The following is a 24,507-nucleotide window of genomic DNA, read 5'->3' as shown; positions in this document are numbered from 1 at the left end:
TGGCCAAAATACCGCCTTGTTCGCGCGCGATGGAAAGGCGGGCTGCCGGGGGGCAATCCGAGGACAAGACCGTGATCAAGACCGCCCTTGTCGCCATGACCATCGTCGGTTGCGACTGCGACGCCAAGCTTTGCGAATATATCGGCGAGACGCCGGCGAAGTGGGCAACCATCGCCGACTGCGAAGCGGCGATGAAAAGCCAGATGCTGCACCAGAAGAATTTCAACTATCCGCTGGTCTCCGGCATCTGCCGCACCAAGGGGTCGGCATCCTCTTCGCAACTGGCGGCGACCGCATCCGGCCCGGAACTGAAGCCGGCCAGCCGGAGTGTTCAATCCGAAAGCCCATTGCCGCCGGAACTGAGCCATCGGCCGAGCGTGCCCGTCGGCTCGCCGACGACGGCCATGGAAGCAGCAGCGGCCCGGCCCGTCGCCTACGAGCAAATGGTCGATGGCGGAACCGGCGTGCTCTACCGCACCAGGAACGGCTATGCCGTGGTCAAGACCGATCTCGGCCGTGCCGCATCGGCAACGGTCGGCATAGCCAAGCGATCCGCGAACTGGCTGGCAGGGCTGGTGCCGGGCGGGTTGTGAGCGGCGCGCCGTTCGGGCCAATACCTCAGCGTCGCACTGCCGTTGAAAACTCCAGATAGATGCATGATGGCGTCAGGGATCAGAACGAAGGAGTGCCCTTTCATGAAGCGCGCTGTTCGGACCATGCTGTCCCTGATGCTGGCGTTGGCTCCGATCCCTGCCGGGGCGCAAAGTCAGGGCGACGACAAGGTCGTCAACGTCGCCAGGGACGATCCGGACATGGCGGCGGCCATTGCGCAGGCGCGCGCCAGCCTCGATCAATTCCTGGCCTTGTCGGACGCACCGCCGGCCGGAACCGCCGACTACAAGCTGAAGGTCGCGGTCAAGGACGGCGACACTTCGGAACACTTCTGGATCATCCCCTTCCACAAGACCGCGACCGGCTTTGCCGGAACATTGGCGAATGAGCCGCAGGCCGTGCACAATGTGACTGCCGGCCAGGAACTCGAATTCACCCGGGACGATATTTCCGACTGGGGATACACCAGGAACGGCCGTCAGGTCGGCAGCTTCACCGTCTGTGTGCTGTTCAAGACGATATCGAAGGAAGAAGCCGACTATTATCGCGAGAATTACGGCTTCAACTGCTAACGCGAGTCAGCTGGGCTGAACCTCCCCATCCGTCGCGCCGATCTTGCGCACCAGCGCCGCCGTCGCCAGGATCGACCCCATATCGGCGATCATCGGCGCTATATGGCTGGTGTAGTTGAGCGGCACGGAAATGGCGGGCAGCTCGAAAAAGTTCTTCGGCTGCGGCAAAAGCAGGAAACCGTCGCTGCCGCTGAGTGCCACCCGCGCCGGATCGTCGCGCCGTGTCTCATGCAGCCATTTCAGCGCCTGCGCCAGCCTGCCGGTGACCAGCGGCTGGGCGGCGGCGACATTGTCGGTGCGGAATTCATAGTCACCATCGAGCAGCGGATCACCGCTCGACAGCTCCTGCATCTTGCCGGCGAAGATGCCACGGAAGAAGCCGACGACCGCATTGCTGCGCCGCGTCGCCACCAATGTGCCGGGGAATGGCGCGATCGTCTCGAAGGCGACGATGACGCCCTTGAAGACCGTCGACGAGCCTTTGCCCGAGCCTTGGCGCAACTCCGCCTCGTAAAGCTCGAACGGAAACTCCTCGTAGCGGCCTGACACGATGTCGTCGAAGCTCTGCCGGTTGAAGGCGCCGACCACGGCCCGCGGCAGCCGGTCGAAGGAATTCGGCGTCACGCTGTGCTGATAGCGCACATCCCTGATGAAGCCGAAAATGATCGGCAGCAGCGTGTCGCGGAACGATTGCTGCAGCCGCGTCGCCGGTCTCATCGCCAGGAAATAGAGCAGCAGCGCCGCGAAGAAACCAACGACATAGAGGAACACATGCGGTGTCGAGAACCACTGCTCGTTCAAGTCGGCGACCTTGTTGAACAGCCAGGCCACCAGCGCGACGAAGACCAGCAGCAGCCCGAGAAACACCGGCACCCGCCAGCGCGCCTGGCGATAGGCCGAGGCGCGTCCGGCCTCATAGGCTTCGATGTTCTTCCTGATGCCGGCGATGACCGTTTCATCAGGCATGAAATCCGCTGTTTCCATCGCACCCTCGCAAGCCGCATTTCACCTATCATACCGTCTTTTGCGGAGAGTCGTCAGTCGCCGAAAATCGCCTTCAGCCGCGCCTCGACCTTGCCCTTTATCAGGTCGGTGAGCGCCTCGACCGGGACCAACCGCTCATGCCCGCCGGCGCGGAGCCGCATGAAGGGATACATCCTGTAGCCGGCGATGGCGCCGCGCTTGCCAAGATCGGCGCTGACATCGACGACGAAAATGCCGCCGATGCGGCCGGGCCATGGCTGGCGCGCCAAGGCGGTACCGAGGAAGTCGCCGAGCCCATAGGCGACAAGCGTCTTGCCGACCCACTGCACCGGCTGCACGACATGGGCGTGGTGCCCGGCAATCAGCCCAACACCATGTCCGGCAAGCAGCCGGGCCAGGGCCTGCGTTTGCGGATGCGGAAAATGCCGGAACTCCCAGTCCCAGTGCGGCACGGCGCAGCGCAGATCGATCCTCTTGTCCGTCGCGTCTTTTGCCCATGCCGCCGGGTCGCTCTGCATCGACACCCGCTCGGTGAACGGCGCGGCCTCGGCATTGCGCCACAGCGTGAATGCCGCAAAGCCGATCGTCAGCGGCCCGGCCTTGACCTGCTCTACAGGTCCTTTTTTCGCGGTGCCGATGGTGCGGATGCCGAGCCGTTCCAGCGCCGCAACGGTCTCGTCGAAACCGGCGATACCCTGGTCGAGCACATGGTTGTTGGCCAGGGACAGCACCAGTCTTTCGCGCGCGATGCCGAGGGCGGTAAGTGCGTCGGCGAGAAACCGTTCGCTCATCGCATGGTGCGTGCCGAGTCGCGTGCCGAGTGCCACGCTCGGCCGCTCAACGACCGGACTCTCGCAATTGCCGATCACCAGATCGGCCGATGCCAGCAGCTTTGCGATACCGGGATCGCACTCCGGCGCACTGCGGTTGGCCACCGCCGAAATGTCGCCAACGAAAGCCAGCCGCACCTTCCGCGCCGGCGGCGGATCGATGATGGTTGTCGCCGCAATCGGCGCAAAGTCCCTGACATCGCCGCCGAGCGACGGCTTCAGGAATCGCGGCAGCCATGACAGTTTGTAGGAAAGCGGATAGTTCGACACGCGACGCCCAATCGTTTGCCCAATCGGTTGGCTTGTGTAGACGGTCTGCCCGGGAAGTGTCGACCGTCAGCCTCGAAACACTGCCGCTCGTGATGGGCAGACGCGGCGCACTGAATACGTGTATGGTCCGCGCAATGGCATAGTGGAGGAATGAGATGACACGTGTAGCAAGGTTGTTGGCGTCCGCCTTCCTTCTTATGCTGCCCTTGTCTTCGGCATCCGCCGCGTCGCCCGAAGCGGCCTCCGCCCTGTTCGAGGCCAAAGCCGTGGCCGACCGCAACGCCGCGCTTGCCACGCTCGAGGCTGCGGCACCAGGCGATCCGGCGTCGGCCTACGCCGCCGGCGCCGGCGAATTCTTCACCGCGCTGGAAATCCTCGCCGGCGGCCTGCACCGCCACGGCTTCGACAGCCCGCAATCCTTCATGCTGCCGCTGATGCGGCTGCCGGTTCCCGACAATCCCAATCCCGAACCGCTGACCTATGACCAATTCCGCGCCATCCTGGTCGCCTTCCGCGACCGGCTGGAGAAATCCGCCGCCACGCTGGGCTCGGTGCCGACCGACGCCGATATCGGCATGGTCATCGACCTCACCCATGTCGGCATCGATCTCAACGAGGACGGCACCATTGCGCCCGACGAAAGCATGGCCGCCATCATGGCCTCGCTGGCGCGCGGTGGCATCGCCCCGGACGATACCGCGCCATCGCTCGCCTTTCGCTTCGACCGCGCCGACGGTTACTGGCTGCAGGGCTATGCCGAATTCCTCATGGCTCAAGCCGATTTCTGGCTGGCGCATGATTTCAGGAACATGTTCGACGGCTCGTTCCACATGCTGTTCCCGCACGCCAAACTACCACTGCAGGACATTCTCGTGCCGCTGGACGGCGGCACCAGCGGCGGCATGCTGGCCTCCGAATGGCGCATTGCCGACTTCATATCGCTGGTGCATCTCGTCAACTGGCCGGTGGTCGAGCCGGAACGCCGGCAGGCGGCGCGCCGCCACCTTCTGGAAATGATCCGGCTGTCGCGCGAGGACTGGAAGGCGATCCGCACTGAGACCGACAATGACCGCGAATGGCTGCCTGGCCCGCAGCAGAAGGGCGCCAACCTGCTGACCGGGCTCGAGGTCGGCGAGGAGCAGGTGCAGGCCTGGCTCGCCACCTTGACCATGGCCGAGGACCTTTTGGAAGGCCGCAAGCTGCTGCCGCATTTCCGCATCGCCGACAAGGGCATCAACATGAAGCGCTTCTTCGAAGAACCCAAACCGTTCGACCTGGTACTGTCGATCACCGGCCCGGCCATCGCGCCTTATCTCGAGAGCGGCAAGATTCTGACCAGCGACGAATTCGACCAGATCCAGCGCCAGTTCGGCGGCGCCGGGTTTTTGACCTTCGCGCTGTGGTTCAACTGAGGGCAATCGCCAGGCACTCGCGCCACAGCTCCTGACACCCTTGTGTCAGCAGCTTCGGTTCGCCCAATGCCCCGCGCCACTGCACCCTTTCCATTTTGGCGGACTCTGCCCATATTCGGGGCATGGCCAAACTCCCCGACAAAAAGACGCTCACGACGGCGGGTGACAACAGCGCTTCGCCGCCCAAGCGGCGCAGCCCGCTGACCGATTTCCTCGATGCCTCGGAGCCACTGCACAAGGGCGGCTTCGCCGAGGCGCCGCAAGCCGACTTCACCGGCACGCCGCTGAGCGGCTCGATTGCCGACTGGGCCGAGCAGATCGAGCAGGAGGCAGAGAAGGAAGGCCGCCTCGCCGGCAAGGACAGTAAATCGCCAAAGGCCGCGAAGAAAATTCCGGAGCGTTCCGCCGCGCCCGGCCGCAGTTCGCGCGGCACCTCGATGGGCGGCGCGGCCACGGCCCGCGAACGCACGGCAGCCGGCCTCAACCCGGTCGCCGGTCTCGACATCTCCCTGGAAGATGCCGAGACGATGGCCTCCGGCAGTGTCACCGCAACGGTTGCGGCGCTGTCGGCGCTGATCGAATCCGGCAATCCGCTGCACAAGGACGGCGTGCTGTGGACGCCGCACCGCCCTGCCCGCCCGGAAAAATCCGAAGGCGGTATCGCCATCAAGATGGTGTCGGATTTCGAGCCGGCCGGCGACCAGCCGACCGCCATCAAGGATCTGGTCGAAGGCGTCGAAAACAATGACCGCACCCAGGTGCTGCTCGGCGTCACCGGTTCGGGAAAAACCTTCACCATGGCCAAGGTGATCGAGGAGACGCAGCGCCCTGCCTTGATCCTGGCGCCCAACAAGACGCTGGCCGCGCAGCTCTATTCCGAATTCAAGAAATTCTTCCCGGACAATGCGGTCGAGTATTTCGTCTCCTACTACGACTATTACCAGCCGGAGGCCTACGTTCCGCGCACCGACACCTTCATCGAGAAGGAATCCTCGATCAACGAGCAGATCGACCGCATGCGCCATTCGGCGACGCGCTCCCTGCTTGAGCGCGACGACGTCATCATCGTCGCCTCGGTGTCCTGCATCTACGGTATCGGCTCGGTCGAGACCTATACGGCAATGACCTTCCAGATGCAGATCGGCGATCGGCTCGACCAGCGCGCTCTGCTCGCCGACCTGGTCGCCCAGCAATACAAGCGCCAGGACATCAACTTCGTCCGCGGCTCGTTTCGCGTCCGCGGCGACACGATCGAGATCTTCCCGGCCCACCTTGAGGATCGCGCCTGGCGCATCTCGATGTTCGGCGACGAGATCGAGGCGATCACCGAATTCGATCCGCTGACCGGCCAGAAGACCGGCGAACTGAAGAGCGTCAAGATCTACGCCAATTCGCACTATGTGACGCCGCGCCCGACCTTGAATCAAGCTATCAAGTCGATCAAGGAAGAACTCAAGCAGCGCCTGCAAGAGCTTGAAAAGGCTGGACGCCTGCTGGAGGCGCAGCGACTGGAGCAGCGCACCCGCTTCGACCTGGAAATGCTGGAAGCGACCGGTTCCTGCGCCGGCATCGAGAACTACTCGCGCTATCTCACCGGGCGCCAGCCGGGCGATCCGCCACCGACCTTGTTCGAATATATCCCTGATAACGCGCTGGTCTTCGTCGACGAAAGCCATGTCACCGTGCCGCAGATCGGCGGCATGTATCGCGGCGACTTTCGCCGCAAGGCGACGCTGGCGGAGTATGGATTCCGCCTGCCGTCCTGCATGGACAACCGGCCGCTGCGCTTCGAGGAATGGGACGCGATGCGCCCGCTCTCGGTCGCGGTTTCGGCGACACCCGGCAGCTGGGAGATGGAACAGGCCGGCGGCGTCTTTGCCGAGCAGGTCATTCGTCCGACCGGCCTGATCGATCCGCCAGTCGAGGTACGCCCAGCCAAGAGCCAGGTCGATGACGTCGTCGGCGAGATCCGCGACACCACGGCCGCCGGCTACCGCACGCTGGTGACGGTGCTGACCAAGCGAATGGCCGAAGACCTGACCGAATATTTGCATGAGCAAGGCATCCGCGTGCGCTACATGCATTCCGACATCGACACGCTGGAGCGCATCGAGATCCTGCGCGACCTGCGGCTCGGCGCCTTCGACGTGCTGGTCGGCATCAACCTGTTGCGCGAAGGTCTCGACATTCCCGAATGCGGCTTCGTCGCCATCCTCGATGCCGACAAGGAAGGCTTCCTGCGTTCCGAAACGTCGCTGATCCAGACCATCGGCCGCGCCGCTCGCAACGTCGACGGCAAAGTCATCCTCTATGCCGACCAGATCACCGGCTCGATGGAGCGGGCGATGGCCGAGACCAACCGCCGCCGCGAAAAGCAGATGGAGTGGAACGCGGCCAACGGCATCACCCCGGAATCGGTCAAGTCGCGCATCTCCGACATTCTGGATTCGGTCTACGAGAAGGACCATGTCCGCGCCGACATCTCGCAGTTCACCGACGGCGCCGGCGCGATGATGGGCAACAATCTCAAGGCTCATCTCGACGCCATGGAAAAGCAGATGCGCGACGCCGCAGCCAATCTCGACTTCGAAAAGGCCGCCCGCATCCGCGACGAGATCAAGCGGCTGCGCGAGATGGAACTGTCGATCTCGGAAGACCCGCTGGCCAAATATGCCGACATGGAAAGCCCGGTCTCCGGCCGCGAGAAGGGCAAGCACAACAAGGGCGTGGCCAAACACCGTACGGCTGAGGAGCAGGAGCGTTTCCGCAAGTTCGACGAGGCACGTGCCGCCGAAGAGGCGGCCAGGGCTGCCCGGTCCAACCTCTTCCGCAAGCCGGCGCTCGACGAAATGGGCGCCGACGGCGCCGTTCCGGTGAAGAAGCCGCTGTTTGCCAAGCCGTCGCTGGACGATATGGGGCCTGGCACCGACATGCCGACGCCGTCAGGCGCGGTATCTCGTTCGCTGTTCAAGAAACAGTCGGCGCAGGAAGCACACGGTTCTGACTTCGGCATTCCGGGCGACGCCACCAAGCCGCTGTTCAAGAAAAACTCGCTGGACGAGATGACTGTGCGCCGCACGGAGAAGCCGGTCGAGGGAAGAGTGCCGGCCAAGCCACAGCCAATCTCCCCGCTTGTGGGGGAGATGTCCGGCAGGACAGAGGGGGACGCGAAGGATCGCAGCGATTCAGCCAAGCCCATCGTCCGCCAGCGCCCCGGTATTGGTTCCTACGAAGACCCAGGCGACGCCCGTCGCGAAAAGCGCCGGCCCGGCAAGACCGGCAGGCCGGGGAAGTAGCGTCTCTCTTCCTTCTCCCCCGGTGGGAGAAGGTGGATCGGCGCGATAGCGCCGAGACGGTTGAGGGGTGTTCCAGCGGAGTGAGACGTCGGCGTTCCCTGGAACACCACTCATCCGACCGAGCTTCGCTCGGCCACCTTCTCCCACAAGGGGAGAAGGTAAGCGCTTCACCGCCCCGGCACTCCCCCACCCACTTGCCTCCACCCCCGCCTTTGGTGTAATCGCTCCCGCACACTCAACGTCTGTCTTGAAAGGAGGGCTGCGTGTTTATCGATCACCATCGTCAGCGTGGCCCGATTTCTGCCCTGCGAGTTCGCTTGCAGGGCTGACCAGGGACATCACGGGTTTTTTTCCCGCTTCGATTTTTTGGTCTGCCCTTCGTGGTGCGCAACACTGAGCCTGATGGCCGGCATGCGCACCGTCAAAGTGCACCCGGAGTTGTCTCCGGCTAGACCAGAGAAATCAAATGGCCCTGATCAGCCTCAAATCCCTCGGCGTCACCATGAGTGCGCCGCTGTTTTCCAATCTCGACCTCACCATCGGCACCGGCGACCGGCTTGGCATTGTTGCCGCCAACGGCCGCGGCAAGTCGACCTTGCTCAAATGCCTGACCGGCGAGATGGAGCCGAGTTCCGGCGACATCAGCCGCACGCGCGGCCTGCGCGTCGGCCATGTCGAACAGTCGGTTCCCCCTGCCCTTCTCACCCGCACTTTCCATCATGTGGTGGCTGATGCGTTGCCGGCCGAGCAGGCCGACAGCGAGCTGTGGCGGGTCGACGTGGTGCTGGATTCGCTCGACGTGCCGGAGCCGATGCGCGAGCGGCCAATGCAGGCGTTGAGCGGCGGCTGGCAGAGGCTGGCGCTGATCGCCCGTGTCTGGGTCACCGATCCCGACGTTCTGCTGCTCGACGAGCCGACCAATCATCTCGACCTCGCCAAGATCAGCCAGCTGGAGAGCTGGCTGAACGCGCTGCCGCGCGAGGTGCCGGTGGTGATCGCCAGCCATGACCGCGCCTTCCTCGACGCCGTCACCAACCGCACGCTGTTCCTGCGTCCTGAGGAAACGCCGGTGTTTGCACTGCCCTATTCGCGCGCGCGGCAGGCCCTCGACGAGCTCGACGCCTCGATGGCGCGCCGGTTCGAGCGCGACATGAAGGTGGCGCAGCAGCTGCGCAAACAGGCGGCCAAGCTCAACAACATCGGCATCAATTCCGGCAGTGACCTTTTGACGGTGAAGACCAAGCAGTTGAGAGAACGGGCGGAGAAGCTGGAAGACGCGGCCGTGCAGGCGCATCGCGAGAAATCGGCCGGCGCGATCCGGCTGGCGAACCGCGGCACGCATGCCAAGGTGCTGATCACGATCGAGGACTCGGCGGTGGAAACACCCGACGGTACGCTGCTGTTCAAGACCGGTAAGCGCCACATCTGCCAGGGCGACCGCATCGTGCTGCTCGGCCGCAACGGCGTCGGCAAATCGCGTTTCGTCAATCTGATCCGCAACGCCATCGCCGAGCCGGACAACGTGCCCCACGTGAAGGTGACGCCGTCGACGGTGCTCGGCTACAGCGACCAGGCGCTGGCCGGCATCAGCGGCGACGACACGCCGCTGGCCATGGTCTCGCGCCGCTACGATGTCGGCGAGCAGCGCGCCCGCTCGCTGCTTGCCGGCGCCGGCGTGGTCATCGAGATGCAGGAGAAAAAGATCGGCATGCTGTCAGGAGGCCAGAAGGCGCGGCTGATGATGCTGGCGCTCAGGCTCGCCGACCCCAACTTCTACCTGCTGGACGAGCCGACCAACCATCTCGATATCGATGGCCAGGAGGCGCTGGAGGATGAGTTGTTGAAGCACCAGGCAAGCTGCATGCTCGCCTCGCACGACCGCTCCTTCATCCGCGCCATCGGCAACCGCTTCTGGCTGATCGACAAACGGCGACTGACCGAAGTTGAAGATCCCGAGGACTTCTTCCGTTCGGTCGCCGAGACACACAATTGAGTGGCGACTACATAGGCCGGGCCGGCATCTGGAAGTACTGCCGGCCCGTCAAAAGTATTGGCGACATAACCATACTTCCCCATCGGCCGGAAAAGGCGCATTCTGAAGCTTCCGCAAACCGAGGGAGGAAACGGTCATGGGTGGGGTGGACGTCGTCAAGAGCCTTTATGATGCCTATGCAAAACGCGACATTAAAGGTGCGCTGGATCACTGCGCCGACGATGTCGTCTTCCGCTGGGTCGCCGAACCGGGGGCCCCGTATGTCAGGGCAGGCACCGGCAAGGAGGAGTTCCTTGCCCGCCTGATGTCACTGGACAATGACTTCGAATACCGGAGCTTTCGTCCTGTCTACTTCATCCATAGCGGCGACAGAATTGCTGCGCAGGTCGAAATCCATCTGACGCGCAGAACCAACGGCCAGGAGCTTGTCATGCGTACCGCTGATTTCTGGACGGTACGCGACGGCAAGGTGGTCGAGATGGTGGAATATTACGACACTGCCCTCGCCGCGTCGGTTCTCTAAAATAATTTCGGCGCTCTGTCGGATCGCCTGAACCTGCTGCGTCCTTGGGATGCCGACACGATGATGCCGGCTTCATCTGAGGAGAAAGCATCATGTCCATTCTGTCATCCATAGGCCGCGTCGCCACCCGTTACGCACAGAACCGCGCCCGCCATCGCAGCGAGCGCGAGCTGCTCGCCCTGCCGATCGAACTGCGCAAGGATATCGGCTGGCCTGAAATCGTCATCGACGCGCAAAACGGCCCGCGGATCTGCAGGGCGCCCTGACCATGCGGTTGGGAAGTATCGATGCAGGCCGCCGCGGGGCGACCATTGCTCAGTCATGTGTGTCGCCTGACAGCGGCGTCGCCTGCATCGATGCGCGCTTTTCGAACGCCTCGAACCAGCGCGTCAGCCCCACCCGCGCGCGAAACGACGGCAGCTGGCGGAACGCCATCCAGGACAACGTGGTGGCAAGCGCTATGTGGCCAACATGGAGCGGCGCCTCATCATCCAGCGTGCTGTCGATCCAGTCGTAGCTCGCCTCGATCTTGTCCCGGTATCCCTGGGCGAGCGTGGCATAGCGCAATTGTTCGGGCCTCCTTTCCGTCTCCCAGCGCAAGCCTATCCCCGTCTGCGCCAAGCCTTGGGCGACCGCCTGCAGCCGCAACGCCTGCCAACGCGCCTCGCCATCCTGCGGCAGCAATTTGCGGCCGTCATGCAGCGTGTCGAGATAGGCGCAGATGATATCGGAATCGAAGAGCGGCGACGCATCCGGCCGCAGCAGCACCGGCACCTTGCCGAGCGGATTTTCGGCGTAGACACGGGCGTTGCGCAAGGTCGGGCTGGTCTCGTGGTGAATGATCTCGAGCCGATCGGCAAGGCCGACCTCATGGGCGAAGACGAGCGCCTTGCGCGCGAAGGGCGAATGGGTCTGGTAGTAGAGGATCATTGTCGTCTCAACGGGTTGAAGAAGCGGTCCCTTTTCTAGCCCGCAGGCCGCGAGGATTGCGCTCTGATTGGGCGCCGCCGGCGCAAGTTCCTTTCACGCCAAAAAATCGCAGCGGCCATGTAGGATTGCCGCCGCCTCGTTCGTCCTAGGATTCGCAAGACCAGATCAAGCGCCCAGACCAAACGCAAAGAGGAGCAAGATATGACCGACCAGACCCCCGTTCAGCCGGCCGCGAAAGTTCTCGGTGGATTGACCCCCTATCTGCAACTGGACGGCGCCTTCAAGGCAGCCGAATTCTACAAGAAGGCCTTCGCCGCCGAGCAGGTGTTCTTCTATCCGCCCGACGACCAGGGCCGCACCATGCACATCCATCTCCACATCAACGGCTCGACGCTGATGATCTCCGATTTCTACCCCGAAAACGGCATGCCCGCCGTCAAGCCGCAGGGCTACACTATGCAGCTCCATCTCGGCGCCGACGACATCGACGCCTGGTGGAAGCGCGCTGTCGATGCCGGCTGCGAAGTCGCTGTGCCGCTCCAGCTGATGTTCTGGGGCGACCAGTGGGGCAACATGCGCGACCCCTTCGGTGTCGAGTGGGCGATGAACGCACCGGCGAAGAAAGGCTGACGCTTCTTACCTCTCCCCCTGTGGGAGAGGTCGGATTGCCCCGAATTGCTCTTCGCAATTCGGCTGGCAATCCGGGTGAGGGTAACTTGGCGCCAAGCTGGAACACCCCTCAACCGTCTCGGCGCTGCGCGCCGATCCACCTTCTCCCACAAGGGGAGAAGGAAGAACGCCACCAACCAGGGAGAACCCCATGTCCTACGTCGATGGTTTCGTGCTCGCCGTGCCCAAGGCAAATCTCGATGACTACAAGAGACTGGCCAACCTCGCGGGCCCGATATGGATGGAGCACGGCGCGCTCGCCTATGTCGAATGTATCGGCGACGACGTGCCCAATGGCGAGGTCACTTCGTTTCCGCGTGCAGTTCAGGCCAAGGACGATGAGATCGTCGTCTTCGCCTGGGTGGTTTATGAATCCAGGGAAAGCCGCGACACGGTGATGCCCAAGGTGATGGCCGATCCGCGTTTCACGCCCGATTGGGGACCTATGCCCTTCGATATGAAGCGCATGATCTACGGCGGCTTCCAACCGTTCGTGGAGCTGTAGCCGCTGCCTCAGGCCAGCTTGTCGAGGAGAGGCTTCAGCCTGTCTCCATAGCGCTTCCACAGATCGACCGAGCCCTGATACATCGGCTGGCGCACCTGCGCGGCCGAGGCCGTGCGCACCGGACGATCGGTCTCGTGGAACGACAGCACCTTGTCGTCCCAGGGCAGGCCGAGATGCGAGATCAGCGCCCGCGTCTGCCCCTCCTGGTCGGCGACGAAATCCTCGTAACGCACGTCATGGACAACGCCGGGCAGCACGCTGCGCCAATGCGCCATGATGTCGGTGTAGAGATTGTGGAAGTCGGCGAGTTCGCCGAGATCATAGCCGTAGCGGTGACTGTCGCCGCGGAAGTGCACCTTGAAGATTGAAAGGCACGTCGCCGCCGCATCGCGCGCGCAATGGATGATTTTCGCCTTCGGCAGTATCATATGGATGAAGCCGATGAGCAGGAAGTTGCCGGGCATCTTGTCGGTGACATGCCTGAAGTCGGGATAGCGGGCATGCAGCATGTCGAGATAGGCTTGGCCCGCCTCGGCAAACTCCGTGTCGGATACATCAACCAGTCCCCAGGGGAAGCCGCCGGGCATATTTGTCGGGAACTGCTTGCCGACCGCGGTCTTCAAAATGCTGAGCTCGCCCGCACCGTAGACCTCAGGATGGCTGGCGATGATCTGCTCGACCAGCGTGGTGCCCGAACGCGGCATGCCGACGACGAAGATCGGCGTGTCGTCCGATATCACGGCTGGCTTGTGCTTTTCGAAAAAGCCGGTGTCGAACACCGTCTTCATCGCCTCGAATTCGTCGCGTGTCCTGGCGGAATCGTAGTCGATGCCCTTGCGGCGAATAGCATTGCCTTCGGCGAAATAGTCGAAGGCCCTGCTGTAATCCTTCAAATCGTCATTGGCCTTGCCGAGGCCGAAGGAGAGCTGCATGCGCGCCAGGCTGTCGGCCGGCGCCTTGGCGTGCTGTGCCTCCATCCCCGCGAGTTCGGCGTCGCGCTCCTTCTGGCGCTTGACCTGCGTCAGCATAAGCCAGGCTTTGGCCATGCCGGGCGTGATCGCCAGCGCCTGTCGGAACAGGTCGGCAGCTTCATCGAGCTTGCCTTTTTCCATCAGCCCGACGCCGAGCCCGTGCAACAGGTCGGCATCCTTCGGCCGGATCGTCAACGCCTCGCGGAAGGTCGCCAGCGCCTCGTCCAGACGCCCGGCCTCCTGCAGCGTTTCGGCAAGCCCGATGCGGGCACGGACATGGAAGGGATTGCGCCCGACCGTGCCACGATAAATGTCCTCCGCAGCCTCGAACTGGCCGAGCTGTTTCAACGCGGACCCCAGATTATCGCGTGCCGCGAGCTGGTCGGGCTTGAGATCGACCGCACCGCGAAAGAAATCGGCCGCCGCTGCAACGCGACCGAGATCGCGCATCACCGTGCCGAGATTGTTGAGGAAATCGGGATTCTTCGGCTGCAGACGCACCGACTGCTCGATCAGCTCCAGCCCTTCGGCGCTGCGCCCGGTCTGGTGCAGCAGCAGGCCCAGGAAATGCGCCGCCGCCGCGTGATTGGCCTTTCGCGCCAGAACCTGCCGGTAGAGCGTCTCGGCCTCCTGCCGGCGCCCGGCCTGGTGCAGCTGCAGCGCCTGCTGCACATATTGGTCGAGGCCCAGCGGTGGCTGTCCGCCCGAACCTGCGCCTGCCGCTCTTCTCTGATCTCTGTTGATGGGAAACCTGCCGTGTTTGTCCGCTAGCCGGACCTAAGGCATGGAAGAGACAGATTCAAGGGCAGATCGAAGCCGGGTATCGTCTTCGATCAGGGCAACAACCGTGCGTAAATCAAAGTGCGGCGGGGGTGTCCAGCGAGCGCGCAGCGCTGCAGGTCATGACCAAGCTCGCCCGGTCAAATTAGCCGGTTGCTTTCGGCAAGCTGGCGCTTCCGCCGCAGCGTTCCGTCGGTGTCGGCGACCTTGCGCCGTGCCGCTTCGTCGCTCCTTATCGTCAGGCGCACAGAGAGGGCTTTCGGGAACGCGACGATTGGCGCGATGGCAATCGCTGGGCCGTCTGGTGTTTTCATGATTCTCATAGATTTCGCCTTTTCAGCAAAAATAAAATCAGGCGACAGGACAATTATTCCGGCGCGCCGTCGATAATCGATTTGTTGATATAAATACGTCATAGCAGTTTTATCCAAGATTATAGGAATTAAATTTTTAGGATGGTGAATCGAGATGAAATTATCTTGAACATACCGCTGTTTAGGGCTATGAGTTGTAAGGTCGTTTTTGGGCCAAGCTTGGCATATCGCGGCGTCAGAAGTTCTCGACCCGCCAAACTCATTCCAAATCGCCGATATCTGAATTGCCGGCACAGTGGCGTGCAGCGCGTCCAGGCGGAACCAGAGCCAAGCCAATGTCGGAGCGCACCACCCATTCCATCGCCCATTTCGCGGCACCCTTCGTGCTCGGCGGACTGGAAGGGCAACTGCCGGCCGGCGACTATGACATCGATCACGATGAAGAGCTGATCGAGGGCATGTCGCGGCTTGCCTGGCGTCGCATCGCCACCTTCATCCATTTGCCGGCAAGGGCGGTGAAGAACCCGACCACCAGCCAGCTTGTCGCCATAGACTACCTCGAACTCGAAACAGCGCTGAGGCGCGACCAGGAGAACGCAGCATGATCCGCTTCCAGCAGAATGCGCGTCCGCGCACCGACACGCCCTCGCACCGCTTCGCCGTCGGCCAGACGGTGCGCATGAAGAGCCGCATCGGGATGCTCCAGAAGCCCGTGGAATTGTTTGAGATCAAGAGCAGGTTGCCGGTCAAGGACGGCTCGCCGCAATACCGCATCCGCAGCGAGCAGGAGACCTATGAGCGGGTCACCACGGAAGACAATCTCGAAGTGGCCGACGATCCGGTTGCTGCCAACAACCCGGTTGTTTCCAACAACCCGGCCGCCTGAAACGCCGGCAAAGCCAGGCCAACACGCACCAGGAGCAGTCCATGTCCAAGGGTCAACAGCGAAGCAACCGCGAAACGCGCAAGCCGAAGAAGGATAAAGTCGTGGCCAAGCCGGCTGCCCCCTTCGGCTCGTCGGTCAAGCAGGCCGAGAGCGGCCTGAAGCCGAAGTCCAAAAACTGACCGGCAAGGGGCGCTTCGTGCGCCCCTCCGTCGCCTTAGAGCAATTCCAGGAAAAGTGTGAGCGGTTTTCCCGGGAAAAGCGCGTAGCGCTTTCCCTAGGGAATTGCGAAAAAACAGAGATAGAGCGGTTCGCTGTTTCCGGGAAACGGTGAAACGCTCTAGGTGCAAGGTGACGGCAACAAGCTCGCGCAACGCTCTGCCACGGAGACTTGCTTGAACTTCTTTATCGAGTTCTACCGTTCGCGCGCCGCCGACGAAGCCACGCTCGACAGAGTGTCGCTGGAAGCGCCCAACCTGCGCGCCGCCCTGCAGGGCGCAACCGCGCTGTTCCATACGCTGGCCATGCCGCAGATCCCCGATCGCTTGCGTATCTGCGACGAGAACGGCGCAGAGCTCTACGCCGGCCCCGCCGACGGGGCGTATCCGGTGTAGGCAGCCATTCCGATTTGATCCGCGACCTTGCCTTCCCCCTCTGGGAGAAGGTGGCCGAGCGAAGCTCGGTCGGATGAGGGGTGTTCCAGAAGACACCAACGCCTCATTCCGTCCAACACCCCTCAACCGTCTCGGCGCTAACGCGCCGATCCACCTTCTCCCACAACAAGGGGAGAAGGTAAAGGCGCCTTCTCAGCACGGCCCGTTGTCGACGACGCGATAGTCGGCGGCACGGGCCTCGCAGGCATTGGGGAAGGTGCGCAGTTCGCCATGACGGCGGGCGCAGACGGGCGCATATTCGCGCGTGCAGAATGTCGGTTCCTCACCGCCGCCGCCGCCACCGCCTTCACGGCAAGGGCCGTCTCGCACGATGCGGTAGCCCGAGCGCTCTGCGAGGCAGGCATTGGCAAAGGTCTGGCGGTCACCGCCGCGCCGCGCGCAGACCGGCTCATATTCCCTGGTGCAGAATTCCGGTTCCGGCCGTGGCGGCCGCGGACGGGGTCCCGGCCCGTCGTCGACGACGACGGTGCAGGCCGCAAGAAGACCCGACAGGAAGAGAATGGTAAGACCCTGGCGCGAGAAGATCGTCGCAAGAAATCTCATGAATATGCCTCCCTCGAGAACCCCCGTCCCGGCGCAAAACGCGCCTGTCGATCCTCGCCAATCCCTTGCCAAATGCAACCCCTGTTTGCGGCGCGGCGCAGCCATGCGATACCCCTTCCCGCATTGTTTTAACCTTGGACTATCGCAACTGGACCATGCGTGGCCGGGCTCTGGCTGATGACCGCCAACGGGGCCGGGTTTATCGAAGCGCCTGCGTTGGGATGCGTCGATGGTCGCGGCCCGCGGCGCTATCTTGCAACTATCACGTTTCCGTGCGATAAATTTTGTGTTCGGGCATTTGCGACCCGGAGAGCGGAACGTTTTGGACGACCTTTCCCCGATACTGTGAATCTCTGACGGCCCCGTTTTCGGCGGGGGGTTTTACCATGCGCAAATGCAGGACTGCCGAAGCAACCACCGGGACTTGCCCACGATGCCAGGCGGCGGGCAAACCACAAGACTGACACGGGTGAAGGAGTTTCCCCAATGGCCCAGACCGGCACCGTTAAATTCTTCAACGCGACCAAAGGCTTCGGCTTCATCACGCCCGACGGCGGCGCCAAGGATGTGTTCGTCCACATTTCCGCGATCGAGGCTTCGGGCCTGCGTACGCTCGTCGACGGCCAGAAGGTCACCTTCGACGTTGAACCCGACCGCATGGGCAAGGGCCCGAAGGCGGTCAATCTCCGCGCGGCCTGAACCGGCGGTGCCCGCGCGCCCGTCAGGGCGCGCGAAGGAAGCACTGAAAGCGTGCTTGAACCGGCATTGTCAGCCGTCCCAGAGTTTCGAAGGCGCGACGTTTCCCGTCGCGCCTTTTTCATGTCCGCCGGTGATGGGCAAAGGACGCTCGGCCCGTTCATCGAATGGCTAATCGCCGGCGCGATCGTCTGGCGCGAATTGCCTTGCCTGCAACGATCTATTTCACCCCCTCGACCGTTGCCGGCCTCGCCAAAACTTTCTCTTGCCGATAGCGCTAAAATAAAGGACAAATTTCCCTTCGGGCATTTGCCGGCCCGAAACTGACTTTATGGGATCAAAGGGAGCTTCCCATGCCGCAGACCGGCACCGTCAAATTCTTCAATCATGCCAAAGGCTTCGGCTTCATCACGCCGGACGACGGCCAGAAGGATGTCTTCGTCCACATTTCCGCCGTGCAGGCGTCGGGTCTTCCCGGTCTGGAAGATGGGCAGAAAGTGACATTCGACACCGAGCCGGACAAGCGCGGCAAGGGTCCGAAGGCCGTCAATCTGTCGGTCGGCTGAGCCGGCTCAAGACAGTCTGGACGGAGATTGATGAGGCGGAGCGCCTTCCGCACGCGCTTGGTTTTTGCCGCATGGCCTGAATTCAGAGGTGTAAATTCCGTTCAGCCCCCGTTCAGCCACGGTCTCCTATTAATCGTCCCCAAGGCCGGACCGCATCCCCCTAGAACTACCCGGGCCGGCACGAAGGAGACCAAAATGAATCGCATTTTCAAGACCGCCATCCTGGGCGCCGCACTCGCCGCGACCACGCTCGCCGCTCTGCCCGCCGCCAACGCCGACGAATGGCGCCATCGCCATCATGGTCACCACAATGGTGACGCGCTTGCAGCCGGTGTGGTCGGCCTTGCGGCCGGCGCCCTGATCGCCGGAGCGCTGAGCAATCCGCAGCCGCGCTACAGCAGCTATGACGACGACTACGACTATCGCGAAGTGCGGCCGGTGCGCCGTTACTATGCCGAGCCGAGGGTTGTCTATGCCGACCGCTATGCCGAGCCGTGGACCCGCGACTGGTACGAATACTGCTCGGACCGCTACCGGACCTTCAACGCCCGCAGCGGCACGTTCACCGGCAATGACGGTGAGCAGCATTTCTGCACCGCTAATTGAGGCTTCCCTGCCCCAAACAAAAAGCGCTGACTGCAAGGTCGGCGCTTTTTTGTTGGCAGAAAGACATCGCTAAGTAAGGAACGGATTGGTCCGCCTCTCCTCGCCAAAACGGCCGCCCGGGCCATGGCCGCAGATGAAGCCGATGTCGTCGCCGAGCGGCAAGAGCTTGTCCTTGATCGAGGCGATCAACGTCGCATGATCGCCGCCCGGCAGATCGGTGCGCCCCACCGACCCGCGAAACAGCACATCGCCGACATGGGCGAACTTCGCCGCGCGGTTATAGTAAACGACATGGCCGGGCGCATGGCCTGGGCAATGCAGCACCTCGAACACATGCGAACCGAACGACACGGTTTCGCCTTCGCTGAGGAACCGGTCGGGAACGCAGTTGCGCACCCCTGCAATGCCGTAGAGCCGGCCCTGCTTTTCCAGGTTGTCGAGCAGCGGCTTGTCGGCTTCATGCGGGCCGATGATCTCGACGCCGAGCGCCTCTTTCAGTTCCATGGCGCCACCGGCATGGTCGATATGGCCATGGGTGATCCAGATCGCGCCGGCCGAGATCGCATTGTCCTTCAGCACCGCCAGCACCTTGTCGATGTCGCCGCCCGGATCGACGACGACGCCATGCTTGTCATCCATGTCGAACAGGATGGTGCAGTTCTGCTGGAAGGGCGTTACCGGCACGATGCCGGCATTGAGCTGACCCATGATTGTCCTTTCGCTGTGTCTCGCGTGATGTAGAGGCACAGGCCGGCAACGTCCACAGGTGCGCGACAATCTTGACAGACCCGAAAACAGAAATGGGCGGCCCAACGGCCGCCCATATGACGAAGCCCGAGATGTCGAGGCTTATTTCTTCATCGCGCCCATGACCGCACCGATGATGCCGGTCAGGATCGCGCCGCCGCCCGCGCCGCCGACGAGGTTTTCGATGTTCAACGCGCTGCCCAAGCCGCCGGTTGCCGCCGCAGCCGCTGCCGGATCGACCGTGCCGCCGCCGAGCAGGCTGCCGAGGATCGCCGCGCCGCCGACGCCGCCAATGGCGCCGCCCAGGATTTTGGTCAACTGGCCCATCGCCGCATTCTTCAGCGCAACGCCGATTGCCTGACCACCGACAACACCCGCTATTACCTGCACAACGATCGCAATGAGCGTGTTCGTATCCATGTACCTAGTCCCTCCATAGCTGCCAGCCTCCCGGGCCGACACCATCATGAGACGCCGAATTAGACGAAAGTCAAATGCGTAAATGCTGAAATAAAAGGGGCGGCCCTAAAACCGCCCCTGCTTGCGAAAAAAGCTGTGATTTCCGTTATTCTGCAGCTATCGCATGCTTAGGCTGCACTGCGGCAGAATAGTCGTTCATCAAAGTCTTGGCGATCTCGCCGACCTCGAATCGGTAGGGACCGATCTCGGAAACCGGCGTCACTTCCGCGGCCGTTCCGGTGAGGAAGCACTGTTCGAAGCCTTCGAGTTCCTCAGGCATGATGGCGCGCTCGATCACCTCAAGGCCGCGGTCCTTGGCCAGGCCAATGACGGTGCGGCGGGTGATGCCGTCGAGGAAGCAATCGGGCTTGGGCGTGTGGATCTTGCCGTCCTTGACGAAGAAGATGTTGGCGCCCGTGGCTTCCGCGACTTGGCCGCGCCAGTCGAGCATCATGGCATCCGCATAGCCCTTGGCCTCGGCGGCATGCTTGGACATGGTGCAGATCATGTAGAGGCCGGCGGCCTTCGACTTCGACGGCGCCGTGCGCGGGTCGGGCCGGCGCCATTCCGCCAGATCGAGACGGATGCCCTTGAGCTTCTGCGCCGGGTCGAAATAGCTCGGCCACTGCCAGATGGCGATGGCGCAGTTGATGCGGCTGTTCTGCGCCGACACGCCCATCTGTTCGCTGCCGCGCCAGGCGATCGGCCTGACATAGGCATCCTGGAAACCCTGCTTCTTCAGAAGCGTGGTCGAGGCGTCGTTGAGCTCGGCCACAGAATAGGGAATCTTGAAGCCGAGTAGGCGCGCCGATTCATGCAGGCGCTCGGTATGCTCGTTCAGCTTGAAAATCGCGCCGCCATAGGCGCGCTCGCCCTCGAAGACGGCGCTGGCATAGTGCAGGCCGTGGGTCAGCACGTGGATCTTGGCGTCGGCCCATTTGACGAACTCGCCGTTCATCCAGATGAAGCCTTCAAGCTGGTCGAAGGGAACGGATGCCATGGAAACCTCCCGCGGGCGGCGGCCCGCACATCATTGGTGTTGTTGTTTGTTTCGCGACAGCCGCATCGGGCGGCCGTATATCTTGAAGCGTAAGCGGATAATCGAACTCTGGCAAACTCAGGAAGTTCCGGAAAAACCGCGCTCCCTTGCCTTTTCGTTCGCAATCCGCCCAAAAGCTTGTCAAAAATTACCATTGCAGGGAAACTACGTCAATAGTACTGACATAATTTTCCTCTATGGATGGAGAAATGATGACGGATCGAAGCGCAGCAAAACCGATCAAGACGGCGATCACCGACGAGGACGGCATCGACTTCGCCATCATCGAACTGTTCTTCTTTGCCTATCGTGATTTCACCTCCGACCCCGACCAGATCCTGGCCGATTACGGCTTCGGCCGCGCCCATCACCGTGTGCTGCATTTCGTCAACCGCCGGCCTGGGCTGACGGTCGCCGAACTGCTCGACGTGCTCAAGATCACCAAGCAGAGCCTGGCGCGGGTGCTGAAGCAGCTGATCGACACCGACCATATCGTGCAGTTGCAGGGCCCGCGCGACCGCCGCCAGCGCGAACTCTACCCGACGGCCAAGGGCCGCGCCCTGGCGCTGGCCCTGGCGCGGCCACAGTCACGCCGCATCCGTGCTGCATTGGAAGATTCCGGAGCCGGCGAGCGCCCCTTGATCGAAAGATTCCTGGAAGCCATGGTCAATCCGGAACTAAGGGCGCAGATCGACATTGTGCCTGCAAACATGTCAGGGAAAAGCCATGGAGACCATTGAGAGGGTGGACCAGCCGGCGGCGCCGGACGATGACGCGCCGCATCTGCTTGTGGTCGACGACGACACCCGCATCCGCAATTTGCTCAAGCAGTATCTGACCGAGAACGGCTTTCGCGTCACAGTCGCCGGAAATGCCGGCGAGGCCAGGCGCAAGCTCGCCGGGCTCGACTTCGACCTCCTTGTCCTCGACGTCATGATGCCCGGTGAAACCGGCGTCGACCTCACCAAGGCGCTGCGGGAGGAGAAGAACGTACCGATCCTGATGCTCACCGCGCTATCGGAGACCGACAGCCGCATCACCGGGCTCGAGGCCGGCGCCGATGACTATCTGCCCAAGCCCTTCGATCCGCGCGAGCTGATCCTGCGCATCAACAACATCCTGCGCCGCGGCGGCCCGACGACCACGCCCAAGGTCGAGCAGCTGGTCTTCGGCCCCTACACCTTCCAGATCGCCAGGCGCGAGCTGAAGCGTGGCGGCGAGGCGCTGAAGCTGACAGACCGCGAGCAGGAGATCCTGGCGATCTTCGCCGCACGCGCCGGCGAAACCATACCGCGCCATGAGCTGGTCGGCGACGATTCGGAAGTCGGCGAGCGCACCATCGACGTCCAGATCAATCGGCTGCGCCGCAAGATCGAGCGCGATCCGTCCAATCCGGTCTGGCTGCAGACGGTGCGCGGCATTGGCTATCGGCTCAGCGTGGAATAGCCGTTCCTCGGCCGGGCGGTCCAGGCGGTTGCGCGGATCGCGACGTCCGAACAGATTGCTGAGGTTCAGTGCAGCTGGTCCAGGATTCCAGAGCTGTTCGCCACCACCCAGCTCCCGTAAATCTGGAAGGCGATAGCGCCAATCGCAGCTGCCGAAATCGGCACGCCAAAGGGCACGACGCCCTTCCGGTCCATATGCTGGACATAGACGCGAAACGCACCCGCTGGCAGCAGAAACGGATTTACCGCCACCACGGCCATTGCCACGGCGAACACCATTAGCAGGAGAGAAAACACAACAAGGCCGGTGCCACCAACCAGAAACGGCACCACCGCTATGAGCTTGACGTCTCCGGCGCCAACCTTGCGCAAAACCCAGAAGGGTAAGAGCACGACAAACAGGACAAAGCCGACAATGACGCTCAGACCCATGTCCCACCATGACCCGGCCTGAATCGACATAAACTGCATCGATCCGATCCCCAGGCACAACAGCAGCAGCACATCACGATTGGATATTTTCTGTGTCACGAAGTCCAGCCAGGCAATTCTCGCGAAAAGGGGGATGGCGAGGATCTTCAGCAGCAGTGACGCGGCAAGCAACATGCTGGGCTCTACCGCTCGATGTTCTGCACGCTGGACGACAGGAGCTTCAGATTGTTGACCACGGTCGGATCGTTGGGCGCCAGTTCATAGGCCTTGAGGAAATTCGCGCGTGCGTCCTGCAGCTTGCCGCGCAGCAGATAGGAATAGCCGACATTGTTGTAATATTCCGGCGACGCCCCCATCAGCTTGAAAGCCCGGGCGTAAGCCTTGTCGGCAAGGTCGAAGCGATGGATACGATCACATGAGGCGGCCAGTCCCATCCAGGCGCCACCATCATTGGGGGCCAGTTGCGTCGCCTTGAAGAACAAGGCGCCGGCATTTCCGTAATTTTCGGCACGGAACTGGTTCTTGGCCTCCGCGACGGCCTGGTCCGAGGCGTAGTATTCAACATCGCCGACCGTCTTCAACCCGTCGAACGCATCGCCAAAGGACGTTACGTCGCCTTTCGACGGCTCGTTGGTGCGGACGACCCCGTTGGTGTCGGCACTATTTGTCTGGCAGCCGGCAAGCACGACAGCCAGCGCGCTGGCTGCGAGTGCGAGGCGCATTGGCCTTGTCATTTTCTTGTCCCCAGAATCCCTCGACGCATCATTAGGACCAAACCATATACACAACTAGAAGAACATCCCCTTCATACGAATGATGACCGGCAACATGATGACCATCATAACCACAGGGAATATGCATAGCCCTAATGGAATCATCATCTTCACCGGCAGAGAGTTGGCGCGTTCCTCTGCACTCAGAATCCTTTGCCCACGCATCTCGGCGCTATAAACACGCAAGGCATCGGTGAGGCTAGTGCCGAGTTCTTCTGATTGACGGAACAGGACAGCCAGTGCCCGCGCCTCGTCAAGTCCGATGCGATCTGAAAGTTCACGTAGCGCTTCCCGCAACGGCTTGCCAGCACGCAATTGCAAATTCATGATCGACAGCTGTATTCCCAGCCACTTGTGGGTGGCGGCCATTTCATGGCTGACGCGTTCGACTGCGCCCTCCAGGCTCATGCCAGCATCGGCGCAGGTGATCATCATGTCCATGAAGTCGGGGAAGGCTCGACGATAGATCTGTTTCTGGCTGTTCTCGAAACGGTCGAGCAGAATGGCGGGAATCACCATGCAGGCGAGGCCGAACAGGGCAGAACCAGCAAGGGTGATGAAACCTGGCAGGTGCGGCGGCAGAACCCGCGACAGGAGTGCGTACATTGCCAGAAAACCGACGCAGACCGCGACAAGGCGGGATAGCGTATAAATCAGCGGTGCGCTTGATTGATAAAAGCCGGCGCGAAACAGCTTCGCTTCCAAGGCGTTTGGCTCTTCTCGCTCCCTCTCGATCGACTTGAAGTAGGCATCGACCGGCCGTTGCGCGGCAATCTTGGCAAGCTGGTCTTGTCCGAGCATCGATCGGCGGTCCGTAATTCCTTCGCCCATCAGGCTCTGCACGACCAGCTTTCGTGTCTGCAGAGCGGGCAAGAAGACAAGCGCACCGAACAGAAAGAGGGACACCGCCGCCACAAAGACGGCGATAGACACCAAGAAGCCCAGGTCCTGAATGTTCGAAAACAATTTTGTTCGTCGCTCCC

31 protein-coding genes are annotated in these 24,507 nt (G+C 62.3%); 19 read left to right on the top strand and 12 right to left on the bottom strand.

Annotation, left to right across the window (positions count from 1 at the left end; all coding sequences use genetic code 11):
• Positions 1-71 precede the first annotated feature (71 nt).
• Positions 72-593, top strand: a complete 522-nt coding sequence (locus JQK88_RS00945; protein WP_192257819.1) for a hypothetical protein — start codon at positions 72-74, stop codon at positions 591-593.
• A gap of 102 nt (positions 594-695) precedes the next feature.
• Positions 696-1,184 carry a YegJ family protein gene (locus tag JQK88_RS00940; RefSeq protein ID WP_203277220.1) on the top strand — a complete coding sequence of 163 codons (489 nt, stop codon included), beginning with the start codon at positions 696-698 and terminating at the stop codon, positions 1,182-1,184.
• A 6-nt stretch (positions 1,185-1,190) separates the two neighbouring features.
• Here JQK88_RS00940 and JQK88_RS00935 read toward each other — a convergent pair whose 3' ends face one another.
• The gene (locus JQK88_RS00935) at positions 1,191-2,168 is read right to left on the bottom strand and encodes a DUF3137 domain-containing protein (RefSeq protein WP_203277219.1); all 978 of its coding nucleotides are present in this window, start codon (positions 2,166-2,168) and stop codon (positions 1,191-1,193) included.
• Positions 2,169-2,221: 53 nt separating this feature from the next.
• Positions 2,222-3,268 carry a CapA family protein gene (locus JQK88_RS00930; RefSeq protein WP_203277218.1) on the bottom strand — a complete coding sequence of 349 codons (1,047 nt, stop codon included), beginning with the start codon at positions 3,266-3,268 and terminating at the stop codon, positions 2,222-2,224.
• Between the two features lie 155 nt (positions 3,269-3,423).
• On the opposite strand from JQK88_RS00930, the gene JQK88_RS00925 reads away from it, so the two are divergent.
• The 5 genes from JQK88_RS00925 (at position 3,424) to JQK88_RS00905 (ending at position 10,758) form a co-directional block, all read left to right on the top strand.
• Positions 3,424-4,680, top strand: a complete 1,257-nt coding sequence (locus JQK88_RS00925) for a hypothetical protein (protein WP_203277217.1) — start codon at positions 3,424-3,426, stop codon at positions 4,678-4,680.
• 122 nt (positions 4,681-4,802) lie between these two features.
• A complete protein-coding gene (gene uvrB, locus JQK88_RS00920) occupies positions 4,803-7,976 on the top strand; it encodes an excinuclease ABC subunit UvrB (protein WP_281434848.1) in 3,174 nt (1,057 codons plus the stop codon).
• Between the two features lie 466 nt (positions 7,977-8,442).
• The gene (locus JQK88_RS00915) at positions 8,443-9,969 is read left to right on the top strand and encodes an ABC-F family ATP-binding cassette domain-containing protein (RefSeq protein ID WP_203277216.1); all 1,527 of its coding nucleotides are present in this window, start codon (positions 8,443-8,445) and stop codon (positions 9,967-9,969) included.
• Between the two features lie 136 nt (positions 9,970-10,105).
• Positions 10,106-10,492 carry a nuclear transport factor 2 family protein gene (locus JQK88_RS00910; protein WP_203277215.1) on the top strand — a complete coding sequence of 129 codons (387 nt, stop codon included), beginning with the start codon at positions 10,106-10,108 and terminating at the stop codon, positions 10,490-10,492.
• 92 nt (positions 10,493-10,584) lie between these two features.
• Complete coding sequence (locus JQK88_RS00905; protein ID WP_185970417.1) at positions 10,585-10,758, top strand: hypothetical protein; 174 nt, start codon at positions 10,585-10,587, stop codon at positions 10,756-10,758.
• A 49-nt stretch (positions 10,759-10,807) separates the two neighbouring features.
• Here JQK88_RS00905 and JQK88_RS00900 read toward each other — a convergent pair whose 3' ends face one another.
• Entirely contained in the window at positions 10,808-11,422 is a 615-nt protein-coding gene (locus JQK88_RS00900) for a glutathione S-transferase family protein (protein WP_203277214.1), read from the bottom strand.
• A 201-nt stretch (positions 11,423-11,623) separates the two neighbouring features.
• Between JQK88_RS00900 and JQK88_RS00895 the strand changes: the two genes are divergently transcribed.
• Entirely contained in the window at positions 11,624-12,052 is a 429-nt protein-coding gene (locus JQK88_RS00895; protein ID WP_203277213.1) for a VOC family protein, read from the top strand.
• A gap of 190 nt (positions 12,053-12,242) precedes the next feature.
• A complete protein-coding gene (locus JQK88_RS00890) occupies positions 12,243-12,596 on the top strand; it encodes a DUF1428 domain-containing protein (RefSeq protein WP_112561032.1) in 354 nt (117 codons plus the stop codon).
• Between the two features lie 8 nt (positions 12,597-12,604).
• Here the strand turns inward: JQK88_RS00890 and JQK88_RS00885 are convergent, their stop codons facing one another.
• The gene (locus tag JQK88_RS00885; protein ID WP_203277212.1) at positions 12,605-14,239 is read right to left on the bottom strand and encodes a tetratricopeptide repeat-containing sulfotransferase family protein; all 1,635 of its coding nucleotides are present in this window, start codon (positions 14,237-14,239) and stop codon (positions 12,605-12,607) included.
• A gap of 248 nt (positions 14,240-14,487) precedes the next feature.
• Entirely contained in the window at positions 14,488-14,997 is a 510-nt protein-coding gene (locus JQK88_RS35910) for a hypothetical protein (protein ID WP_246501793.1), read from the bottom strand.
• Between JQK88_RS35910 and JQK88_RS00875 the strand changes: the two genes are divergently transcribed.
• The 4 genes from JQK88_RS00875 to JQK88_RS00860 all read left to right on the top strand — a co-directional run bounded on the left by JQK88_RS00875 (position 14,997) and on the right by JQK88_RS00860 (position 16,158).
• A complete protein-coding gene (locus tag JQK88_RS00875) occupies positions 14,997-15,266 on the top strand; it encodes a hypothetical protein (RefSeq protein ID WP_192257805.1) in 270 nt (89 codons plus the stop codon). The two genes, JQK88_RS35910 and JQK88_RS00875, sit on opposite strands and share 1 nt — an antisense overlap.
• The gene (locus tag JQK88_RS00870) at positions 15,263-15,547 is read left to right on the top strand and encodes a hypothetical protein (protein ID WP_112561036.1); all 285 of its coding nucleotides are present in this window, start codon (positions 15,263-15,265) and stop codon (positions 15,545-15,547) included. The genes JQK88_RS00875 and JQK88_RS00870 overlap by 4 nt, the downstream gene beginning before the upstream one ends.
• Before the next feature lie 41 nt (positions 15,548-15,588).
• Positions 15,589-15,726, top strand: coding sequence for a hypothetical protein (locus JQK88_RS00865; RefSeq protein WP_192257804.1), 138 nt, complete (start codon positions 15,589-15,591; stop codon positions 15,724-15,726).
• Between the two features lie 213 nt (positions 15,727-15,939).
• Positions 15,940-16,158 carry a hypothetical protein gene (locus tag JQK88_RS00860; RefSeq protein ID WP_203277211.1) on the top strand — a complete coding sequence of 73 codons (219 nt, stop codon included), beginning with the start codon at positions 15,940-15,942 and terminating at the stop codon, positions 16,156-16,158.
• A gap of 192 nt (positions 16,159-16,350) precedes the next feature.
• On the opposite strand, the gene JQK88_RS00855 is transcribed toward JQK88_RS00860, so the two are convergent.
• On the bottom strand, positions 16,351-16,761 hold the full coding sequence (locus JQK88_RS00855; RefSeq protein ID WP_192257802.1) for a Kazal-type serine protease inhibitor domain-containing protein: 411 nt from the start codon (positions 16,759-16,761) through the stop codon (positions 16,351-16,353).
• A 486-nt stretch (positions 16,762-17,247) separates the two neighbouring features.
• Here JQK88_RS00855 and JQK88_RS00850 point away from each other — a divergent pair, with 486 nt between their 5' ends.
• The 4 genes from JQK88_RS00850 to JQK88_RS00835 all read left to right on the top strand — a co-directional run bounded on the left by JQK88_RS00850 (position 17,248) and on the right by JQK88_RS00835 (position 18,629).
• On the top strand, positions 17,248-17,460 hold the full coding sequence (locus tag JQK88_RS00850) for a cold-shock protein (protein ID WP_006202520.1): 213 nt from the start codon (positions 17,248-17,250) through the stop codon (positions 17,458-17,460).
• 51 nt (positions 17,461-17,511) lie between these two features.
• Positions 17,512-17,784, top strand: coding sequence for a hypothetical protein (locus tag JQK88_RS00845; RefSeq protein WP_203277210.1), 273 nt, complete (start codon positions 17,512-17,514; stop codon positions 17,782-17,784).
• 26 nt (positions 17,785-17,810) lie between these two features.
• Entirely contained in the window at positions 17,811-18,023 is a 213-nt protein-coding gene (locus JQK88_RS00840; protein ID WP_112561038.1) for a cold-shock protein, read from the top strand.
• Between the two features lie 195 nt (positions 18,024-18,218).
• Positions 18,219-18,629: a BA14K family protein gene (locus JQK88_RS00835; RefSeq protein ID WP_203277209.1), complete on the top strand. Its 411-nt coding sequence runs from the start codon at positions 18,219-18,221 to the stop codon at positions 18,627-18,629.
• A 69-nt stretch (positions 18,630-18,698) separates the two neighbouring features.
• Here the strand turns inward: JQK88_RS00835 and JQK88_RS00830 are convergent, their stop codons facing one another.
• The 3 genes from JQK88_RS00830 to JQK88_RS00820 all read right to left on the bottom strand — a co-directional run bounded on the left by JQK88_RS00830 (position 18,699) and on the right by JQK88_RS00820 (position 20,835).
• On the bottom strand, positions 18,699-19,337 hold the full coding sequence (locus JQK88_RS00830; RefSeq protein ID WP_203277208.1) for an MBL fold metallo-hydrolase: 639 nt from the start codon (positions 19,335-19,337) through the stop codon (positions 18,699-18,701).
• A 141-nt stretch (positions 19,338-19,478) separates the two neighbouring features.
• Positions 19,479-19,796, bottom strand: a complete 318-nt coding sequence (locus JQK88_RS00825) for a hypothetical protein (RefSeq protein ID WP_112561041.1) — start codon at positions 19,794-19,796, stop codon at positions 19,479-19,481.
• 145 nt (positions 19,797-19,941) lie between these two features.
• The gene (locus tag JQK88_RS00820) at positions 19,942-20,835 is read right to left on the bottom strand and encodes a branched-chain amino acid aminotransferase (RefSeq protein ID WP_112561042.1); all 894 of its coding nucleotides are present in this window, start codon (positions 20,833-20,835) and stop codon (positions 19,942-19,944) included.
• Positions 20,836-21,086: 251 nt separating this feature from the next.
• Here JQK88_RS00820 and JQK88_RS00815 point away from each other — a divergent pair, with 251 nt between their 5' ends.
• Together JQK88_RS00815 and JQK88_RS00810 are read left to right on the top strand one after the other, a co-directional pair.
• Positions 21,087-21,614, top strand: coding sequence for a MarR family winged helix-turn-helix transcriptional regulator (locus tag JQK88_RS00815; protein WP_203277207.1), 528 nt, complete (start codon positions 21,087-21,089; stop codon positions 21,612-21,614).
• Positions 21,601-22,320 carry a response regulator gene (locus JQK88_RS00810; protein WP_192257794.1) on the top strand — a complete coding sequence of 240 codons (720 nt, stop codon included), beginning with the start codon at positions 21,601-21,603 and terminating at the stop codon, positions 22,318-22,320. Before JQK88_RS00815 ends, JQK88_RS00810 begins: the two co-directional genes overlap by 14 nt.
• A 65-nt stretch (positions 22,321-22,385) precedes the next feature.
• On the opposite strand, the gene JQK88_RS00805 is transcribed toward JQK88_RS00810, so the two are convergent.
• The 3 genes from JQK88_RS00805 to JQK88_RS00795 are packed head-to-tail and all read right to left on the bottom strand — an operon-like array spanning position 22,386 to position 24,490.
• The gene (locus JQK88_RS00805; protein WP_203277206.1) at positions 22,386-22,925 is read right to left on the bottom strand and encodes a prepilin peptidase; all 540 of its coding nucleotides are present in this window, start codon (positions 22,923-22,925) and stop codon (positions 22,386-22,388) included.
• A gap of 8 nt (positions 22,926-22,933) precedes the next feature.
• Positions 22,934-23,485, bottom strand: coding sequence for a tetratricopeptide repeat protein (locus JQK88_RS00800; protein ID WP_203277205.1), 552 nt, complete (start codon positions 23,483-23,485; stop codon positions 22,934-22,936).
• A gap of 54 nt (positions 23,486-23,539) precedes the next feature.
• Positions 23,540-24,490: a type II secretion system F family protein gene (locus JQK88_RS00795; RefSeq protein WP_203277204.1), complete on the bottom strand. Its 951-nt coding sequence runs from the start codon at positions 24,488-24,490 to the stop codon at positions 23,540-23,542.
• Between the last annotated feature and the right edge of the window lie 17 nt (positions 24,491-24,507).

It is taken from the genome of Mesorhizobium caraganae (assembly GCF_016836705.1).
Taxonomy (GTDB): domain Bacteria; phylum Pseudomonadota; class Alphaproteobacteria; order Rhizobiales; family Rhizobiaceae; genus Mesorhizobium; species Mesorhizobium caraganae.
This window is presented reverse-complemented; position numbering and strand designations above follow the sequence as displayed.

Bases quoted from the DNA above. Each gene is read 5' to 3' on its own strand.
- JQK88_RS00910 (WP_203277215.1), top strand. From the start codon at position 10,106: ATGGGTGGGGTGGACGTCGTCAAGAGCCTTTATGATGCCTATGCAAAA.
- JQK88_RS00840 (WP_112561038.1), top strand. From the start codon at position 17,811: ATGCCGCAGACCGGCACCGTCAAATTCTTCAATCATGCCAAAGGCTTC.
- JQK88_RS00915 (WP_203277216.1), top strand. From the start codon at position 8,443: ATGGCCCTGATCAGCCTCAAATCCCTCGGCGTCACCATGAGTGCGCCG.
- JQK88_RS00925 (WP_203277217.1), top strand. From the start codon at position 3,424: ATGACACGTGTAGCAAGGTTGTTGGCGTCCGCCTTCCTTCTTATGCTG.
- JQK88_RS00810 (WP_192257794.1), top strand. From the start codon at position 21,601: ATGGAGACCATTGAGAGGGTGGACCAGCCGGCGGCGCCGGACGATGAC.
- JQK88_RS00800 (WP_203277205.1), bottom strand. From the start codon at position 23,485: ATGACAAGGCCAATGCGCCTCGCACTCGCAGCCAGCGCGCTGGCTGTC.
- JQK88_RS00870 (WP_112561036.1), top strand. From the start codon at position 15,263: ATGATCCGCTTCCAGCAGAATGCGCGTCCGCGCACCGACACGCCCTCG.
- JQK88_RS00905 (WP_185970417.1), top strand. From the start codon at position 10,585: ATGTCCATTCTGTCATCCATAGGCCGCGTCGCCACCCGTTACGCACAG.
- JQK88_RS00865 (WP_192257804.1), top strand. From the start codon at position 15,589: ATGTCCAAGGGTCAACAGCGAAGCAACCGCGAAACGCGCAAGCCGAAG.
- JQK88_RS00895 (WP_203277213.1), top strand. From the start codon at position 11,624: ATGACCGACCAGACCCCCGTTCAGCCGGCCGCGAAAGTTCTCGGTGGA.
- JQK88_RS00825 (WP_112561041.1), bottom strand. From the start codon at position 19,796: ATGGATACGAACACGCTCATTGCGATCGTTGTGCAGGTAATAGCGGGT.
- uvrB (WP_281434848.1), top strand. From the start codon at position 4,803: ATGGCCAAACTCCCCGACAAAAAGACGCTCACGACGGCGGGTGACAAC.
- JQK88_RS00900 (WP_203277214.1), bottom strand. From the start codon at position 11,422: ATGATCCTCTACTACCAGACCCATTCGCCCTTCGCGCGCAAGGCGCTC.
- JQK88_RS00805 (WP_203277206.1), bottom strand. From the start codon at position 22,925: ATGTTGCTTGCCGCGTCACTGCTGCTGAAGATCCTCGCCATCCCCCTT.
- JQK88_RS00935 (WP_203277219.1), bottom strand. From the start codon at position 2,168: ATGGAAACAGCGGATTTCATGCCTGATGAAACGGTCATCGCCGGCATC.
- JQK88_RS00830 (WP_203277208.1), bottom strand. From the start codon at position 19,337: ATGGGTCAGCTCAATGCCGGCATCGTGCCGGTAACGCCCTTCCAGCAG.
- JQK88_RS00890 (WP_112561032.1), top strand. From the start codon at position 12,243: ATGTCCTACGTCGATGGTTTCGTGCTCGCCGTGCCCAAGGCAAATCTC.
- JQK88_RS00820 (WP_112561042.1), bottom strand. From the start codon at position 20,835: ATGGCATCCGTTCCCTTCGACCAGCTTGAAGGCTTCATCTGGATGAAC.
- JQK88_RS00850 (WP_006202520.1), top strand. From the start codon at position 17,248: ATGGCCCAGACCGGCACCGTTAAATTCTTCAACGCGACCAAAGGCTTC.
- JQK88_RS00815 (WP_203277207.1), top strand. From the start codon at position 21,087: ATGACGGATCGAAGCGCAGCAAAACCGATCAAGACGGCGATCACCGAC.
- JQK88_RS00940 (WP_203277220.1), top strand. From the start codon at position 696: ATGAAGCGCGCTGTTCGGACCATGCTGTCCCTGATGCTGGCGTTGGCT.
- JQK88_RS00855 (WP_192257802.1), bottom strand. From the start codon at position 16,761: ATGAGATTTCTTGCGACGATCTTCTCGCGCCAGGGTCTTACCATTCTC.
- JQK88_RS00835 (WP_203277209.1), top strand. From the start codon at position 18,219: ATGAATCGCATTTTCAAGACCGCCATCCTGGGCGCCGCACTCGCCGCG.
- JQK88_RS00875 (WP_192257805.1), top strand. From the start codon at position 14,997: ATGTCGGAGCGCACCACCCATTCCATCGCCCATTTCGCGGCACCCTTC.